This is a genomic window from Serratia sp. YWN4, assembly GCF_055790845.1.
Window position 1 is genome coordinate 456,780 of record NZ_CM147696.1, and the last position, 16,263, is coordinate 473,042.

The 16,263-nt window shown below is 54.9% G+C and carries 14 protein-coding genes; 9 read left to right on the forward strand and 5 right to left on the reverse strand.

The features are described from left to right. Positions 1–211: 211 nt before the first annotated feature. The 3 genes from malG to malE all read right to left on the reverse strand — a co-directional run bounded on the left by malG (position 212) and on the right by malE (position 3,986). Positions 212–1,102, reverse strand: coding sequence for a maltose ABC transporter permease MalG (malG, locus tag ACX9GT_RS02185; protein WP_473189614.1), 891 nt, complete (start codon positions 1,100–1,102; stop codon positions 212–214). 15 nt (positions 1,103–1,117) lie between these two features. Next, complete coding sequence (malF, locus tag ACX9GT_RS02190; protein ID WP_473189615.1) at positions 1,118–2,695, reverse strand: maltose ABC transporter permease MalF; 1,578 nt, start codon at positions 2,693–2,695, stop codon at positions 1,118–1,120. Between the two features lie 94 nt (positions 2,696–2,789). Beyond that, positions 2,790–3,986: a maltose/maltodextrin ABC transporter substrate-binding protein MalE gene (malE, locus tag ACX9GT_RS02195; RefSeq protein ID WP_473189616.1), complete on the reverse strand. Its 1,197-nt coding sequence runs from the start codon at positions 3,984–3,986 to the stop codon at positions 2,790–2,792. Between the two features lie 353 nt (positions 3,987–4,339). Here malE and ACX9GT_RS02200 point away from each other — a divergent pair, with 353 nt between their 5' ends. The 6 genes from ACX9GT_RS02200 to ubiA all read left to right on the forward strand — a co-directional run bounded on the left by ACX9GT_RS02200 (position 4,340) and on the right by ubiA (position 10,459). Further along, positions 4,340–5,314 carry an alpha-amylase family glycosyl hydrolase gene (locus ACX9GT_RS02200; protein WP_459400281.1) on the forward strand — a complete coding sequence of 325 codons (975 nt, stop codon included), beginning with the start codon at positions 4,340–4,342 and terminating at the stop codon, positions 5,312–5,314. Next, a complete protein-coding gene (gene malK / locus ACX9GT_RS02205) occupies positions 5,307–6,422 on the forward strand; it encodes a maltose/maltodextrin ABC transporter ATP-binding protein MalK (RefSeq protein WP_473189617.1) in 1,116 nt (371 codons plus the stop codon). The genes ACX9GT_RS02200 and malK overlap by 8 nt, the downstream gene beginning before the upstream one ends. Positions 6,423–6,461: 39 nt before the next feature. Further along, positions 6,462–7,766, forward strand: a complete 1,305-nt coding sequence (locus tag ACX9GT_RS02210; RefSeq protein ID WP_473191484.1) for a maltoporin — start codon at positions 6,462–6,464, stop codon at positions 7,764–7,766. Between the two features lie 121 nt (positions 7,767–7,887). Then, positions 7,888–8,808 (forward strand): maltose operon protein MalM, encoded by a 921-nt coding sequence (malM, locus tag ACX9GT_RS02215; protein ID WP_473189618.1) that lies wholly within the window; start codon positions 7,888–7,890, stop codon positions 8,806–8,808. A 245-nt stretch (positions 8,809–9,053) separates the two neighbouring features. Then, positions 9,054–9,557 carry a chorismate lyase gene (gene ubiC, locus ACX9GT_RS02220; RefSeq protein ID WP_473189619.1) on the forward strand — a complete coding sequence of 168 codons (504 nt, stop codon included), beginning with the start codon at positions 9,054–9,056 and terminating at the stop codon, positions 9,555–9,557. 35 nt (positions 9,558–9,592) lie between these two features. Then, complete coding sequence (gene ubiA, locus ACX9GT_RS02225) at positions 9,593–10,459, forward strand: 4-hydroxybenzoate octaprenyltransferase (protein ID WP_473189620.1); 867 nt, start codon at positions 9,593–9,595, stop codon at positions 10,457–10,459. Between the two features lie 61 nt (positions 10,460–10,520). Here ubiA and plsB read toward each other — a convergent pair whose 3' ends face one another. Next, entirely contained in the window at positions 10,521–12,986 is a 2,466-nt protein-coding gene (gene plsB, locus ACX9GT_RS02230; RefSeq protein WP_473189621.1) for a glycerol-3-phosphate 1-O-acyltransferase PlsB, read from the reverse strand. A 148-nt stretch (positions 12,987–13,134) separates the two neighbouring features. Between plsB and ACX9GT_RS02235 the strand changes: the two genes are divergently transcribed. The 3 genes from ACX9GT_RS02235 to dinF all read left to right on the forward strand — a co-directional run bounded on the left by ACX9GT_RS02235 (position 13,135) and on the right by dinF (position 15,690). Then, entirely contained in the window at positions 13,135–13,503 is a 369-nt protein-coding gene (locus ACX9GT_RS02235; RefSeq protein ID WP_473189622.1) for a diacylglycerol kinase, read from the forward strand. Between the two features lie 128 nt (positions 13,504–13,631). Next, positions 13,632–14,240, forward strand: a complete 609-nt coding sequence (gene lexA, locus ACX9GT_RS02240) for a transcriptional repressor LexA (protein ID WP_473189623.1) — start codon at positions 13,632–13,634, stop codon at positions 14,238–14,240. A gap of 103 nt (positions 14,241–14,343) precedes the next feature. After that, positions 14,344–15,690, forward strand: coding sequence for an MATE family efflux transporter DinF (gene dinF / locus ACX9GT_RS02245; RefSeq protein WP_473189624.1), 1,347 nt, complete (start codon positions 14,344–14,346; stop codon positions 15,688–15,690). A gap of 41 nt (positions 15,691–15,731) precedes the next feature. Here the strand turns inward: dinF and zur are convergent, their stop codons facing one another. Further along, positions 15,732–16,241: a zinc uptake transcriptional repressor Zur gene (zur, locus tag ACX9GT_RS02250; protein WP_473189625.1), complete on the reverse strand. Its 510-nt coding sequence runs from the start codon at positions 16,239–16,241 to the stop codon at positions 15,732–15,734. Between the last annotated feature and the right edge of the window lie 22 nt (positions 16,242–16,263).

The following is a 16,263-nucleotide window of genomic DNA, read 5'->3' on the forward strand; positions in this document are numbered from 1 at the left end:
TCATTCTACTCACTCGTTTTGCCTTTGCAGATGAATTCAACTGTCCTCTGGCTTCAGCCTGAAATCACAGACATAAAAATGGCGGCCTAGCGCAGGCCGCCCAAGACACAGGTATTGATCAGATAAAGCAAAGTACATCAAACGTATTGCAGTAGACAAAACACAGGATTTAACACTCACCGAGCCCGGAATTCACCGAACTCGGTAAAAATTACCCCTTCACACCACCGGAAGTCAGGCCACCCACCAACCAGCGTTGTGCCAGCAGGAACACCGCGGTGATCGGAATAGCTGACAGTACGGCAGCGGCGGCAAAGTCGCCCCACAGGTAGTTTTGCGGGTTCAGGTATTGCTGCATACCGACGGCCAGCGTGTAGCTGTTTACATCACGCAACAACAGAGAAGCGACCGGAACTTCGGTGATCGCCGCAATAAATGACAGAATAAACACCACTGCCAGAATCGGCACTGAAAGCGGCAACAGCACCAGGCGGAATGCCTGCCACGGAGTTGCCCCATCCAACGCAGCCGCTTCTTCCAACGAGTTATCGATGGTTTCGAAGTAGCCCTTAATCGTCCAGACATGCAGCGCTATGCCGCCCATATAGGCAAAAATCACGCCGCCATGGGTATTCAGGCCGATAAACGGAATGTATTGGCCCAAGCGATCGAACAGGGCATACAGCGCCACCAAGGACAGGACGGCCGGGAACATCTGGAAAATCAGCATACTTTTCAGCAGGGTGCTCTTGCCGCGAAAGCGCATGCGGGCAAAGGCGTAGGCGCAGGTGGTAGAGAGCGTCACAATACCCACGGCGGTGATCGCCGCCACTTTAACCGAGTTCCACAGCCACAGCAGCACCGGGAAAGGCGGTGGGGTGATACTGCCGTCAGCATGGGTCACGCTCATACCGAGCGCCAACCGCCAGTGATCCCAGGAGATCTGATCCGGAATCAGGCTGCCGGTAGCGAAGTTCCCAGAACGCAGCGATATCGCGATAACCATCAACAGCGGGAACATGATCAGAGCGATAAAGCTCAGCATCAGAATATGGGTGATCAACAGACGCACGCGCTGGGATTTGGGTTGTACCATGGCCATTATTATCGTTCTCCCTTAATCAAAATTCATCTTGCTGGCTTTCAGGTTCAAGATCGCCAATGCGCCTACCAACAGGAAGATCAACGTAGCAATGGCCGCTGCCAAGCCAAAGTCCTGCCCGCCGCCGCCTTCAAAGGCGATGCGATAGGTGTAGCTCACCAACAGATCGGTATAACCGGCTGGCGTAGTGGTGCCAATCATGTCCGGCCCGCCACGGGTCAGCAGTTGGATCAGGACAAAGTTGTTAAAGTTAAAGGCAAAGCTGGCGATCATCAGCGGCGTCAGCGGTTTGATCAGCAGCGGCAACGTAATGCGGAAGAAGTTCTGCATCGGGGTGGCACCGTCCATCGCCGAGGCTTCGTACAAGTCGTCAGGAATGGCTTTCAGCAGCCCCATGCACAGGATCATCATGTACGGATAGCCCAGCCAGGTGTTGACGATCAGGATCATACTCTTGGCGGTGATCGGATCGGTGAACCAGGCGGGTTTGATGCCAAACAGCGCGCTGAGCATCAGGTTGATCTCCCCGAAGCTCTGGTTGAACAACCCTTTGAAGATCAGGATCGAGATAAACGACGGTACGGCGTAAGGCAGGATCAGCAGCACGCGGTAGACGGCTTTACCTTTCAGCGCTTCCCACTGCACCACGCAGGCCAGCACCATGCCGACTGCGACGGTGAAAATCACGGTTAGCACCGAAAAAATAATGGTCCAGACGAAGATCGAGACGAAAGGTTTCTGAATGCCTTCATCGTTCAGCACGCGCAGGAAGTTTTTCCAGCCGGTGGTGACGGTATAACCTGGGCTAAGGGTATCTTTCGCCCAACTGCCGTCGGCATTAATCGCCTGGTAGAAACCGACCTGCGGATTAGGGCGATATTGGATCCGGGTCTGATTATCGGTCAGCGTTTTGCCGTCTTTACCCAGTGTATATAAAGGGCTGGTGCCTGAGAACTGACGCAGGGAACTCATGCGCAGCTCACCGCCGTCCGGTAATTTCGCAACGATCAGGCTCATCGCCTGGCGGTTTTGAGTAATCACCCGCAGCGTAGCGCGCTCGCTGGCAGGGGCAGCACTTTCAGCGCTCAGTTTCAGCGTCTGCGGTTCGTTGCCATTCAGGCTGAACGGCTCAGAAATCAGTAACTGGCCACTATCCGGGTGGGTTAACTGCATCAACCACTGTTGATTTGCCGTTGGATAAAGCTCGAAAGTAAAGGTTTTACCGGTCTGGAATTGGCGTTGCATCAGTACTGACTGGGCCCGCTCAAAGGTTAACTGGTTGGTACTGCTGTAGTTGGTAAACGCGATGGCGATGGTACAAATCAGCGGGAACAGGACGAACAGCCCCATCCCGGCAACGCCTGGGTACACATAGCGCCAGGCATAGGCACGACGATTGGCGAACACATACAGCCCGGCACTGACCAGCACCAGCGTCAGAATCGCGAACAGGTATTCTCCCTGTGCATACATCAACACAATCAGATAGCAAGTCACCAGGCTGAACAGGCCGACGAACAGCCATTTCAGAATGTCACTTTGCCACCACTTCGATTTTTTTCGCGCGGGCGAACCGGCGTGAGCTAATTGCATAGGGCATTCCTTTCTGGGGTATTACAGCGGGATGCTGCTGCATCCCGCACAGCTTAAGGGCAAGGTGGGCACAGAGCCCACCGGTTGCCGGGTATTACTTGATGATACGGGTGTGCGCATCTTCCAGTGCGGCTTTCACCGTCTGGCGCCCGGTAATGGCGTTGATCACGGCACTGCGCATCGCATACCAGAAGGTGCTCATCTGTGGGATGTTTGGCATGATTTCGCCGTTTTGCGCGTTCTTCATGGTGGCAGCAATGCGTGGATCTTTCGCCAGTTGCTCTTGGAACGATTTCAGCGCCACGGCACCCAGCGGTTTGTCTTTGTTGACGTCAGCCAGGCCCTGATCGGTGATCAGATAGTTTTCCAGGAATTCGGTGGCCAGTTCTTTGTTCGGGCTGGCGGCGTTGATGCCTGCGGTCAGTACACCGACGAACGGTTTAGACGGTTTACCTTGGAAGGTTGGCAGCAGAGTCACACCATAATTGATTTTACTCTGTTCGATGTTTGACCAGGCCCACGGGCCGTTGATGGTCATGGCGGTCTGGCCTTTATTGAACGCGCCTTCAGCAATCGAGTAATCGGTATCGGCGTTGATGTGCTTGTTCTTCACCAGATCGACGATGAACTGCAAACCGGCCTGTGAACCTGCGTTGGCTACGCCCACGTCTTTAACATTGTATTTGCCGTTTTCAAATTTAAAGGCATAACCGCCGTTGGCTGAGATAATTGGCCAAGTGAAGTAGGGTTCCTGCAGGTTCCACATGATGGCGCTCTTGCCTTTGGCGCGCAGCTCTTTATCCAGTGCCGGGATCTCTTCCCAGGTCTTTGGTGCGTCTTTGACCAGATCTTTGTTATAAATCAGTGACAGGGCTTCAACTGCGATTGGGTAACCGATCAGCTTGCCGTCAAAGCGAACTGCATCCCAGGTGAAAGGATAGATTTTTTCCTGGAAGGCTTTGGAAGGATGGATTTCTGCCAGTAGGCCAGACTGTGCGTAACCGCCAAAACGGTCGTGTGCCCAGAAGATGATGTCCGGGCCGTCACCGGTAGCGGCAACCTGCGGGAATTTCTCTTCCAGTTTGTCCGGGTGCTCAATAGTCACTTTAATGCCGGTGTCTTTCTCGAACTTTTTGCCGACTTCGGCCAGGCCGTTATAGCCTTTATCACCGTTAATCCAGATAACCAGTTTGCCTTCTTCGATCTTGGCAAAGGCAGAAGAAGACAGCACCAGCGTGGTTAAGGCCGAAAGCGCCAGTATGCGTGCGCTTTTTTTCATTCTGAGATTCATAATTCCATCCTTCATGTAGGCACTGCGATAAGGAGAGCAATTTCGCGCTCATAGTGGGTCACAACCGGATACTTTCTCATCCTCCCCCCGTCTACGCCCCATGGTTGAGTAGTGTGATCCAGCTAACATTGCGCCCTATTCTGTGGTGTCAGGCACAGAAAGGGGGGGCGATTTTTGCAAGGAGGATCACAGATTTGCCTTATACCGGGAACTTTGACCGGGAACCGTAGTTCCCTCATCCTCCCATCTCCTCCCCCATGAAAAATCCTGTTACGGATGATTACCCCTTCCTGCCATTACCTCACTATCAGCAACATTGATTTTTTCGCCATGTACAGCAGGAACCCAGACTTATGTCGTTAATGCGTACTGCCACTCACCCGACGTTGTACCGGATCCATCCGGTCAGTTTCCGCGATGGAAACGGCGATGGCGTTGGTGATGTACCCGGCATGATGGCGGCGTTGCCCTATCTGAAGATGCTGGCCGTGGATGGCTTGTTGCTGCCGCAGGCGTTGCCACCAGAGGCCGGTGCGGAAGTAGCGGGGCACGGGTTGGCGCTCTGGCACAGCGAAGGGCCAAACCGTATCTGCCGTAGCGCAGCACCCGATCAGCACTATGCCCGTGGTGTGCTGGCGCTGGAGGTGATGCCATTCAGCGTTGAGAAACTGGTGGCGGTCCTTAATACCCACCGTCACCGGCTGGCGGAAAACGTCTGGAGTACCGGTGAAGCCGATCAGCCGCGCGTGGTCAGCCACTGGGGGCAGGGTGACCTGCGTTCCGCCCAGGCTTTTCTGACGTTGCTAGCGTTGCTGCCAGCCCCTATCTGCCTGTATCAGGGGGAAGAACTTGGCCTGCCGCACGCAGCCGGTTTGCAAGAGCCGCACGGCGCACAAACGCCAATGCCCTGGCACGAAGCCCCGGAGCAGGTGACTGCCGGTGAAATCCACTGGTATCAGCAGGTGGCTATCGAACATCGTGCGTTGGCGATCAGCCGCCAGCAGCATGACAACAACTCAACGTTACGTTACTGCCAGGCTTTGTTGGCTTTGCGCCAGTTGCCGGTGATTCAGCACGGTGAACTGAGTTCGGTCAGCCAGCAGGATGGCGTAATTCGTTTACTCATTACCCATCAGGATCAATGCCTTGAAGCGCTAATCAACCTGCAGCCATATACTCAGCCGGCCGTGCCGTCTGAGGCAACTATTCCTTTGGCTTGGCAGCACGGTGCGCAGCAAGAGGATCAGCAATGGGTTTTGGCGGGTTTTGCATCTGCCATTTTTACACGAAATGTTAACTGCGAAAGCAGGGGAGTAACGCATGGCTAGCGTCACACTGCGCAGCGTTTATAAGGCCTTCGGTGAGGCCGTGATTTCCAGGGACGTTAATCTGACCATCGATGACGGTGAATTTGTGGTGTTTGTCGGGCCATCGGGCTGTGGTAAATCGACGCTGTTGCGCATGATTGCCGGGCTTGAGGATATTACCTCCGGCGATCTGTTCATTGGTGAAAAACGCATGAACGAAGTGCCGCCTGCCGAACGCGGTATCGGCATGGTGTTCCAGTCCTATGCGTTGTATCCGCACCTGTCGGTGGCCGACAACATGTCGTTCGGTCTGAAACTGGCCGGGGCGAAAAAAGCGGAAATTACCCAGCGGGTCAACCAGGTTTCAGAAGTGCTGCAACTGGCGCATTTGCTTGATCGGCGGCCAAAAGCCCTGTCAGGCGGCCAGCGCCAGAGGGTCGCGATCGGTCGTACTCTGGTTGCTGAACCGGATGTGTTCCTGCTCGATGAGCCGCTTTCTAACCTGGATGCCGCCCTGCGTGTGCAGATGCGCATCGAGATCTCGCGCCTGCACAAGCGCTTGCAGCGCACCATGATTTACGTCACCCACGATCAGGTCGAAGCGATGACGCTGGCAGACAAAATCGTGGTGCTGGATGCCGGGCGTGTCGCTCAGATCGGCAAGCCGCTGGAGCTGTATCACTACCCGGCCAACCGTTTTGTCGCCGGTTTTATCGGCTCGCCGAAGATGAACTTCCTGCCAGTTAAAGTCACGGCCGTTGAACACAATAACGTGCAGGTTGAACTGCCGATGCCTAATCGCCAACTGGTGTGGTTACCGGTTGAGTCTGAGGGCGTCGTGGTTGGGGCCAACCTGTCGTTGGGCATTCGCCCTGAACATCTGTTACCGAGCTCCGAATCTGCGGTAGCGCTGATGGGCGAAGTGCAGGTCGTAGAGCAACTGGGCAACGAAACCCAGATTCATATTCAAATTCCAGAAATTCGTCAGAACCTGGTGTACCGCCAGAATGACGTAGTGCTGGTAGAAGAAGGTGCAACATTCGCTATCGGGTTGCCGCCTCACCGCTGCCATCTGTTCCGTGAGGACGGTACGGCATGCCGCAGGCTGCATCAGGAACCGGGCGTTTAAGCACGCATGCCGACAGGCAACTATAACAGGAGAATAATGATGACTACTCTGCGCAAACTTCCTTTGGCACTAGCTGTCGCCGCGGGAGTTTTATCTACGCAAGCAATGGCAGTGGATTTTCATGGTTACGCACGTTCTGGTATTGGTTGGACCGGCAGCGGTGGCGCACAGCAGTGTTTCCAGGCTACCGGTGCTCAAAGCAAGTACCGTCTTGGTAACGAATGTGAGACTTATGCGGAAATAAAGCTGGGTCAGGAACTGTGGAAAGACGGTGATAAAAGCTTTTACCTGGACTCAAACGTTGCCTATAGCGTCAATCAGGCCAATGATTGGGAAGCTACCAGTCCGGCCTTCCGTGAAATGAACGTACAGGGTAAAAACCTGATTGCCGCATTGCCTGGTGCCAATATGTGGGCAGGTAAGCGTTTTTATCAACGCCATGACGTTCACATGATCGACTTCTACTACTGGGATATCTCCGGCCCAGGTGCAGGTCTGGAAAACGTCGATCTGGGCTTTGGTAAACTGTCGTTTGCCGTGACTCGTAATACCGAGGCCGGTGGTTCAGCGGCCTTTGGTGATACTCGAATTGAGTACTACGTTGATCCGACCCAATCGACTTTACAACGTCGGGAGGTCAGAAATACAGCCGACGTTTACAATGATGTCTATGACGTGCGTTTGGCAGGCATGGAAACCAACCCTGGCGGTACGCTGGAGTTCGGCGTTGATTATGGCAATGCCAACACTAAAGATGGTGTTGAACTGCAACCAGGCGCTTCGAAAAACGGCGTAATGGCCACGGCGGAACACACTCAGAGCATGCTCGGCGGTTTTAACAAGTTTGTTGTACAGTACGCTACCGACTCTATGACCTCATGGAATACGGGTCACAGCCAAGGTGCCAGCGTCAATAACGACGGCCATCTGCTGCGCTTGTTGGATCATGGTGCGGTGAAGCTGAGCGACGATTGGGAAATGATGTACGTTGGTATGTACCAGAACATCAATCTGGACAACAACAACGGTACTACCTGGTATACCGTCGGTATCCGCCCTATGTACAAGTGGACTCCTATCATGAGCACCCTGTTTGAAGCGGGCTATGACAACGTCAAATCGCAGAGAACCGACGATCGTAACAGCCAGTACAAACTGACCTTAGCCCAACAGTGGCAGGCTGGCGACAGCATCTGGTCACGTCCGGCACTGCGCGTTTTCGCCACCTATGCCAACTGGGATGAGAAGTGGGGCTATGACAACAATGGAGCTGCGGTCAATAACGGCGGCCGCGGTAGCGACAGTGAAGTGACCTTCGGTGCGCAATTCGAAGCCTGGTGGTAAGCAATCTCGCAGCCGAACGTAAGTTCGGCTGCATCAACTTTTCGTTAATCTGTTTGGCTGACGCGTTCTTCTTGCCAGTTGCGCGTCAGCTTCCTCGCCTCTTTTCGAAAGGGCCATCACAATGAAAAAAAATCTACTCGCTTTTTATCTGTCACTGGTCTGTGGTTCCGCACTGCCATTGATGGCGCACGCCACAGCGTTTAACGCGCAGGCCGATGTCTCGGTTGCCCCGGCGATTTCCCATGACACGCTGCAAAAGCTCCCTTGGAAACCGGTAGTGCCACCAGCCAGCGAAAGTTTTAAGATCACCGAGGCCAACCCGCAGGTTAGCCAAGGCGATATTCAGGGTCAGGTAGCCGCATTTACGTTGCCAGCGGATCGCGGTTCGCTGGAAATTACCCTCAGTAGCCTGGTGAACGATCGTAGCGTTTTTGCACCGAGCGTGCTGGTTCTGGATGAGCAAATGCGGCCCGCCGCGTTTTATCCCAGCAGTTATTTCCCGTATGAACGCGCTGGCGTGATGTCTAGCGATCGCTTGGAAGGCACGATGAAGCTGACGCCCGCTCTGGGGCAGAAGCAGATCTACGTATTGGTGTACACCACCCGCCAGGATTTAGCGGCTACCACCCAACTCCTTGACCCTGCCAAAGCTTACGCCATGGGGGTGGGGAATGCGGTCCCGGATATTCCAGACCCCATCGCCCGCCACAGCCCAACGGGTGAGCTGAACCTGAAAGTTCGCTCAGAGCAAAATATGGGCAGTGTCATGATTGGCTTACCGCTGACAAACTCTTCAGCACCTGCGCCGGTGGTGGTGGGTTCAACGGCTCCAGCACCTGCTGCACCTGTCGCCGCCCCGGCACCTGCTGCTCCAGCAGAACCGATGCTCAATGACACCGAAGCCTACTTCAATAAAGGTATCAAACAGGCGGTTAAGGCTGGTGATATCGATAAGGCCTTGAAACTGATGAATGAGGCCGAAAAACTGGGTTCTACCACCGCACGTGAAACGTTTATTGGCAGTGTGAAAGGCAAGGGGTAATCCCCACGCTGCTGATGCTGGCTTGATGATTGGTGCGCCTCCAGCGCACCTTTTTTCCTGCATGGCAGGGGCTTTTCCAATGGCTGTTCTTCTGTTTTACCCGTTCCCTTCCTGTTAAAAACTCTACTGATTTCACTGCGAATCCACCTGCCGCTTTCGGGTTTCTGCGTTACAATGGCGATCTGTTAACGATTTGTAGGATCAGGAACTGCTCGTTCAGTGTGGTTTCTGCCATGGAGTAGAACATGTCTGGCAATAGGGATTCCATCCTGCCGCCCATTGCGTGGTTGCCTGAAAACTCCCCGATACCCGCCGCCATTAGCGATTGGCTGATGGAGTTGGGCTCCATGACCCGCCGTTTTGAGCGCCATTGTGGCCTGGTGCAGGTTGAGCCCCAGCGCGAATGCTTCGTGACCTGCGAGCAGTTGGGCGAAGAAGCAGAACATTTACCCTACAGCGAGCGTTATTGGCTGCGTGAGATAGTGCTGTTGGGGGATGGTCAGCCCTGGCTGTTGGGGCGAACGGTGATCCCGCAGGAAACGCTGACCGGCCCGGATCAGGCGCTGGTCGATCTGGGCACCTTGCCGCTGGGCCGCTATCTGTTCAGCAACAATACGTTAACTCGCGATTATATTTATGTTGGCCAGCAGGGCGAATTGTGGGCGCGGCGTTCCCGCTTACGCCTGGCGGATAAACCGCTGTTGCTGACTGAACTGTTTTTACCGTCTTCTCCGTTGTATGCGGTGTAGAACGGTATTTCGGCAAAATAGGGGAGAAAAGGATCTTGGAAGGAAGCGTGACTCAAAGCAAATGGCAGGCCTATAGCCACCTGATGCGCATCGATAAACCGATTGGTACGCTGTTGCTGCTGTGGCCGACGCTGTGGGCATTGTGGCTGGCCGGGCAAGGGGTGCCGTCGCTGTCTGTATTGCTGGTGTTCGTGCTTGGCGTATTCCTGATGCGTGCCGCTGGCTGTGTGGTCAATGACTATGCCGATCGTGCCTTTGACGGGCATGTAAAGCGCACCGCTGGCCGCCCGTTGCCGAGTGGTCGGGTCAGTGAAAAAGAAGCCAAAATTCTGTTTGTTGCGCTGGTGCTGATCTCCTTTGCCCTGGTGCTGACGTTGAATGCCATGACCATTTGGCTCTCGCTGGCGGCCCTGGCTCTGGCCTGGGTTTATCCGTTTATGAAGCGGGTGACCAACCTGCCGCAGGTGGTGTTGGGGGCCGCATTCGGCTGGTCGATCCCGATGGCCTATGCCGCCGTCAGTGAATCATTGCCGCTGAGCTGCTGGTTGTTGTTCCTGGCGAATATCTGCTGGACGGTGGCTTACGATACGTTGTATGCCATGGTGGATCGTGATGATGATGTGAAAATCGGCATTAAGTCCACCGCCGTGCTGTTTGGCCGCCATGACAAGCTGATCGTCGGGTTATTGCAGTTTGCCACGCTGTTGCTGATGCTGTGGGTGGGCTACCTGATGCAGCTTGGCGGAGCTTATTATTGGTCGTTGCTGCTGGCCGGAGCGCTGTTTATCCATCAGCAGAAACAGATTGCCAGCCGCGATCGCGATGCCTGCTTTACTGCCTTCCTGAACAACAATTACGTTGGTTTGGTGCTGTTTATCGGCATTGCGCTGAGCTATCTCTGATGGCTCAGCTGTGGAGACAAAAAAGGCACCGTGCGGTGCCTTTTTCTATAACATGCTGAAATTACTCGTCTTCTCTTGCCGCCTCTACCGTTTCCGGCACATCGTCGGTCTCTTCCGGCGTGCTGACGCTTTCGATGGTCAGCTTGATTTCCGGCGTGATCAGATCGCTCAGCATGGTGTAAACCTCCATGGTGTGCTCACGGATCGCATCGCCGATGTCGTTGATATAGCCTTCTTCACGCAGCGTCGCCACCAGGGTGGAGAAAACCGCCTTGTCGAAGAATTCCGGCGCGTTGATACCGTGCAGCACCGACAGGCGCTGAGCCATGATGCGGCTCTCTTTCTCCAGCGCTCCGCGGTTGATGCTTGGGTTGGCACTGAGGATCGACATGGTAATCGCGTAGCGCTGCAAGGTTTCGCGTACACCGGCCGCCAGCAGTTGCAGCGGGCGAATGCGCGCCGGGTTCAGCACCAGTTCGTCACCTTTGTTGCAAATCAACTGTTGGCGGGCCAGTTCGTCGATCAGCGGTTGCAGAACCTCCGGTAACTGTTCCTTTTCGTAGCGCAGGAACAGTTCGGCTTTCAGCATTGGATAGATCAGGCTGACCTGGCGCAGCAACTCATCGCGTGAGACGCGGCGGTGATGCATCACGATAGTGGCAATCAGCGAAGGCAAAACCAGCATGTGGTGAATGTTGTTGCGGTAATAGGTCATCAGCACCGCCTGCTCACGCGGCAGGATGATGATGTCACCGATGCTGTCTTTTTCCACCTCGAACTTGTTCATGTTCAACGCGTGATCCAGCAACTGCTCCGGCGTTTGTGCTGGCGCGGTGGCATCGGGCGCATAAGGCGCATTACGCATCAACTGCAAGTAACAATCCAACTGCTCAATCAACTGTTCACGGGTCAGTGCACGCTGGCGCGAGGCCAATAAGGCGGTAACACACAGATTCATGGCGTTGGCCGCCGCCGCATTGTTGATACGCACCATGATCCGGGCAGCCAGATCGTTGACGGCTGGCGTCAGCCAGCTTGGGCGCTGGGCTTCGATCGGATCGATAGACTCGCGCCACTGTGGCACATGGTGATTGAGGTAAGAGGTCAACGACAGAGGTTCGCCAAAGTTGACGTAGCCCTGGCCGAGGTTGCGCAGTTTGCGCAGGCCGCGCAGCATCTGCAACAGGCTCTCTTTCTCTTTGGTTGCACCGCGCAGCTCTTTGGCGTAGGTTCCTACCTCCATCACATGCTCATAACCGATGTAAACCGGCACTAAGGTGATTGGACGAGTCCCGCCGCGCAGCATCGCCTGAATGGTCATCGACAAGGTGCCAGTTTTCGGTTCCAACAAGCGCCCGGTACGAGAACGGCCACCTTCCACAAAATATTCTACCGAATAGCCGCGGGTGAACAGCTCACCAAGATATTCACGGAACACGGTGGAATAGAGCTTGTTACCCTTGAAGGTACGGCGGATAAAGAACGCACCCAAACGGCGGAAAATCGGCCCGGCGGGCCAGAAGTTCAGGTTGATGCCCGCGGCGATATGTGGCGGCACCAGCCCCTGATGGTAAAGCACGTAAGACAGCAACAGATAATCCATGTGGCTGCGGTGGCAGGGCACGTAGACGATCTCGTGGCCGTCTTGCGCCAGTTGGCGCACTCGCTCGGCTTTGGTGACGTTGATGCCCTGATACAACCGGTTCCAGGTCCAGCTCAGCACGCGATCGGAAAGGCGCACGGCTTCATAAGAGAAGTCGGCGGCAATCTCTTCCATCAGCGCGATCGCATTCTGCTGGGCTTTTTCGTGAGTGATCTTTTTGCTGCGCGCTTCGTCTTCGACCGCTTTCTCAATTGCTTTGGAAGCCAGCAATTTGTTGAACAGATCCTGGCGGGCTGGCAGGCTTGGCCCAACGGCGGCCAAGCGCTGACGCGAGAAGTGCATGCGCGCGACACGCGCCAGTTTCTGCGCGATGGTTTTATCAGTACCGTGCTCGGTGGCCATGCGCCGCAGAGAAACGGTATTGGAGAAGCGGACAAAACTGTCACGCCCTAACCACAGTATGGCGAAGAATTTCTGTACGCCATTCAGCAGGCGCAGATGCGGTGTTCCGTGCCCTTCACGCCCCGGCGAGCGGCCGAACATCACTGATACCGGGAGCATCTGAATGTCGAGATCCGGATTGCTGCGGTGCAGATCCAGATAGTCGTGGAACAGTTTTACCGATTCTTCTTTTGGCGTGTAATAGCGGAAGACGCGCGGGCCTTCATGGATAAACACGTGGCTTGGCAGAACGGCGCCGTCGATCTCCAGCGAGTTAAGGGGGTCGGGCAGATCCTGCGCCAGGCACTGGGTGCGCAAGGTGAGCAAATCTGCCTTGGAATTATAAGGTAAAACATACAGAATTGGCCGTGAGGGATCTAACCCTAACTCCGTGACCGGATCCGAAGGGATAACCTTACTTCTTACCAACATTTTCAGTGGTAAATTCAATAGTTTATAATATATTTTACGCCAACCTAACATAACAACATAAAGCCTCTTGTTAGCAATGCGCCGCAAGCATACCAGAAACCAGGTAGCAGATCTGTGGTGTTGGGAATTCCAAAGCCGTTAACGGCTCTGGAAACACATAGGTAAATTATGACTCACCTTAGAGAAAGGTGCTCTTAACATGGCAAATAAAGCAACGGGCCTGACACGCATCATTAAGGCGGCAGGCTATTCATATAAAGGCTTAACCGCAGCCTGGCAGAACGAAGCCGCATTCCGCCAGGAAGCGATCGCGGTCATCGTGGCTATCATACTGGCGATTTGGCTGGATGTGGGTGCGATAGCGCGCATTTTATTGATCGGATCGGTGCTGCTGGTGATGATTGTCGAAATCCTCAACAGCGCGATTGAGGCCATCGTCGATCGCGTAGGGACGGATTACCATGAGCTGTCTGGCCGGGCAAAAGACATGGGATCGGCGGCGGTTTCGCTGACGATTATTCTGGCGCTGTTCGTCTGGGGTTCGGTGCTGTGGCAGCATTTCAGCTGACGTTGAAAAGGGGCGCAATGTTGCGAACCGCTTCGCTAATCCCTGATTTTTATTTATTCTTCGGTTCCCAATCTCGTCTTACCTGTATATACTCACAGCAAGACTGTATAAACAAACAGGGGGGCGGAATGAAAGCACTAACTACCAGACAGCAAGAGGTCTACGACCTGATTCGCGATCATATTGCGCAAACGGGCATGCCACCAACACGTGCCGAGATCGCCATGCGTCTGGGATTCCGTTCGCCTAATGCCGCCGAAGAGCATTTGAAAGCGCTGGCCCGCAAAGGGGTGATTGAAATCATCTCCGGTGCTTCGCGCGGTATCCGTCTGCTGATGGAAGATGAAGAAGGGTTACCTCTGGTTGGCCGCGTTGCTGCCGGTGAACCTTTGCTGGCCGAGCAACACATTGAAGGGCATTACAAAGTTGATCCTTCTTTGTTTAAACCCAACGCTGATTTCCTGCTGCGCGTTAGCGGTATGTCGATGCGTGATATCGGTATCCTCGACGGCGATCTGCTGGCGGTGCATAAAACTCAGGACGTGCGTAACGGCCAAGTGGTGGTTGCACGCATCGAAGATGAAGTGACGGTCAAACGCCTGAAAAAGCATGGCAACATGGTTGAACTGCTGCCGGAAAACAGCGATTTCCAGCCGATCGTGGTCGATCTGCGCGAGCAGAATTTCACTATCGAAGGCTTAGCCGTCGGTGTGATCCGCAACGGCGACTGGATCTAAGCGTTATACCCCTGATTGATATTTCAATTAATAAGAATTATATCGCCCCAACTCTGGGGCGATACCTTTTCTAAACCACCGCACGGCCACGGGACATTTCACTATGCGCCTGATTTCTGCTTTTACCAGCGACACCGATAAAGCGTTGTGGCGCCTGGCGTTGCCGATGATCTTTTCCAATATCACCGTTCCCTTGCTTGGCCTGGTGGATACCGCCGTTATCGGCCATCTCGATAGCCCGACTTATCTCGGCGGGGTTGCCGTGGGCTCAATGGCGACCAGTTTCCTGTTCATGTTGCTACTGTTCCTGCGTATGAGTACCACCGGGCTGGCAGCGCAGGCATTGGGCGCGCAGGATCCGCAACGGCTGGCCAAGGCTTTTATGCAACCGCTGCTATTGGCGCTGGTGGCCGGGGTGGCGATTGTGCTGCTGCGAGCGCCGCTGATCGCACTGGCCCTGCAGATTGTCGGGGGCGATAAAGAAGTCTTGGCGCAGGCGCGGTTGTTTCTGGAGATCCGCTGGTTAAGCGCGCCAGCGGCATTAGCCAATATGGTGCTGCTTGGCTGGCTGTTGGGCGTGCAGTATGTGCGGGCACCGGTGATCTTGCTGATCGTCGGTAACCTGCTGAATATTGTGTTGGATATCTGGCTGGTGATGGGGCTGGGCTGGAATGTGCAGGGCGCCGCGGCTGCGACGGCGATTGCCGAGTATGCCACGCTGTTGCTGGGTCTGTGGCTGTCGTGGCGGGTGTTACGAATGCGCGGGATTACTCTGGCGATGCTGCACCACGCCTGGCGCGGCAATCTGCGCCGTTTGCTGGCGCTCAACCGCGACATCATGCTGCGTTCGTTATTGCTGCAACTGTGTTTTGCCTCGCTGACCATTCTGGGTGCGCGCATGGGTAGTGAAATCGTGGCGGTTAACGCGGTGCTGATGAACCTGCTGACGTTCACCGCTTACGCGCTGGATGGTTTTGCCTATGCGGTTGAAGCACATTCCGGCCATGCCTACGGGGCGCGGGACGATCGCCAACTGCATACAGTATGGCGTGCGGCTTGCAGGCAAGCGTGCCTGGTGGCGCTCGGTTTTGCCCTGATTTATGTGTTTGCCGGGCAGCACATCGTGGCGGCGTTAACCTCGCTGCCCGAATTACGTGCGTTGGCGAATCATTATCTGCCTTGGCAAGTAGTGCTGCCTTTGGTGGGTGTCTGGTGTTATCTGCTGGACGGCATGTTTATCGGCGCGACTCGCGGGGCAGAAATGCGCAACAGCATGGCGGTGGCCGCTGCCGGTTATGGGCTGACGTTATTCACACTGCCGGTATTGGGTAACCATGGTTTATGGTTGGCTCTGATGGTGTTTCTGGCCTTGCGCGGGGCGGCACTGGGTTGGATTTGGCACCGCCACCGGGTGCGCGGCACCTGGTTTCCGGCTAGCTATAACGTCTGAAAATAGATGAGCGCGGCGCTGCGGTATTGCTACCGCACCGCTTATTTCTTCTTGATCACAATACTGTGGTCGTGATCGCAATTATGCTTGTTTTCGCAGGCTTCTACCTCAACGCAGCCAGAACACAGGCCATGGGCTTCAACCACGCTGTGGCGCAGCGCAAATCCTGATTCTGTTGCCAGTTTCTGCAACATTTCTTCCACGCCTTCCGTCGTGCGTTCGGTAACCTGCCCGCAACGATCGCAGATAAACAGCGCAGAGGTGTGCATCGGCTGTTCGAAGTGATGGCACAGCACATAGCTGTTGGCGGATTCGACGCGGTGGATAAATCCCTGTTCTAACAGAAAATCCAGCGCACGGTACACGGTGGGGGGTTTAGCCTGGGGTTCAGCCACACGCAGCAAGTCGAGCAGATCGTAGGCGCTGATGGCACCGGGTTGCTCCGCCATCAGGCGTAACACTTCCAGCCGTTGCGGGGTCAGTCGCACGTTACGCTGCTGACAGAGTCGTTCAGCCTGCGCGAGCAGCTTTTCCTGGTTGGTTGAGTTCATAGCAAATATTCCGGTACGCAAA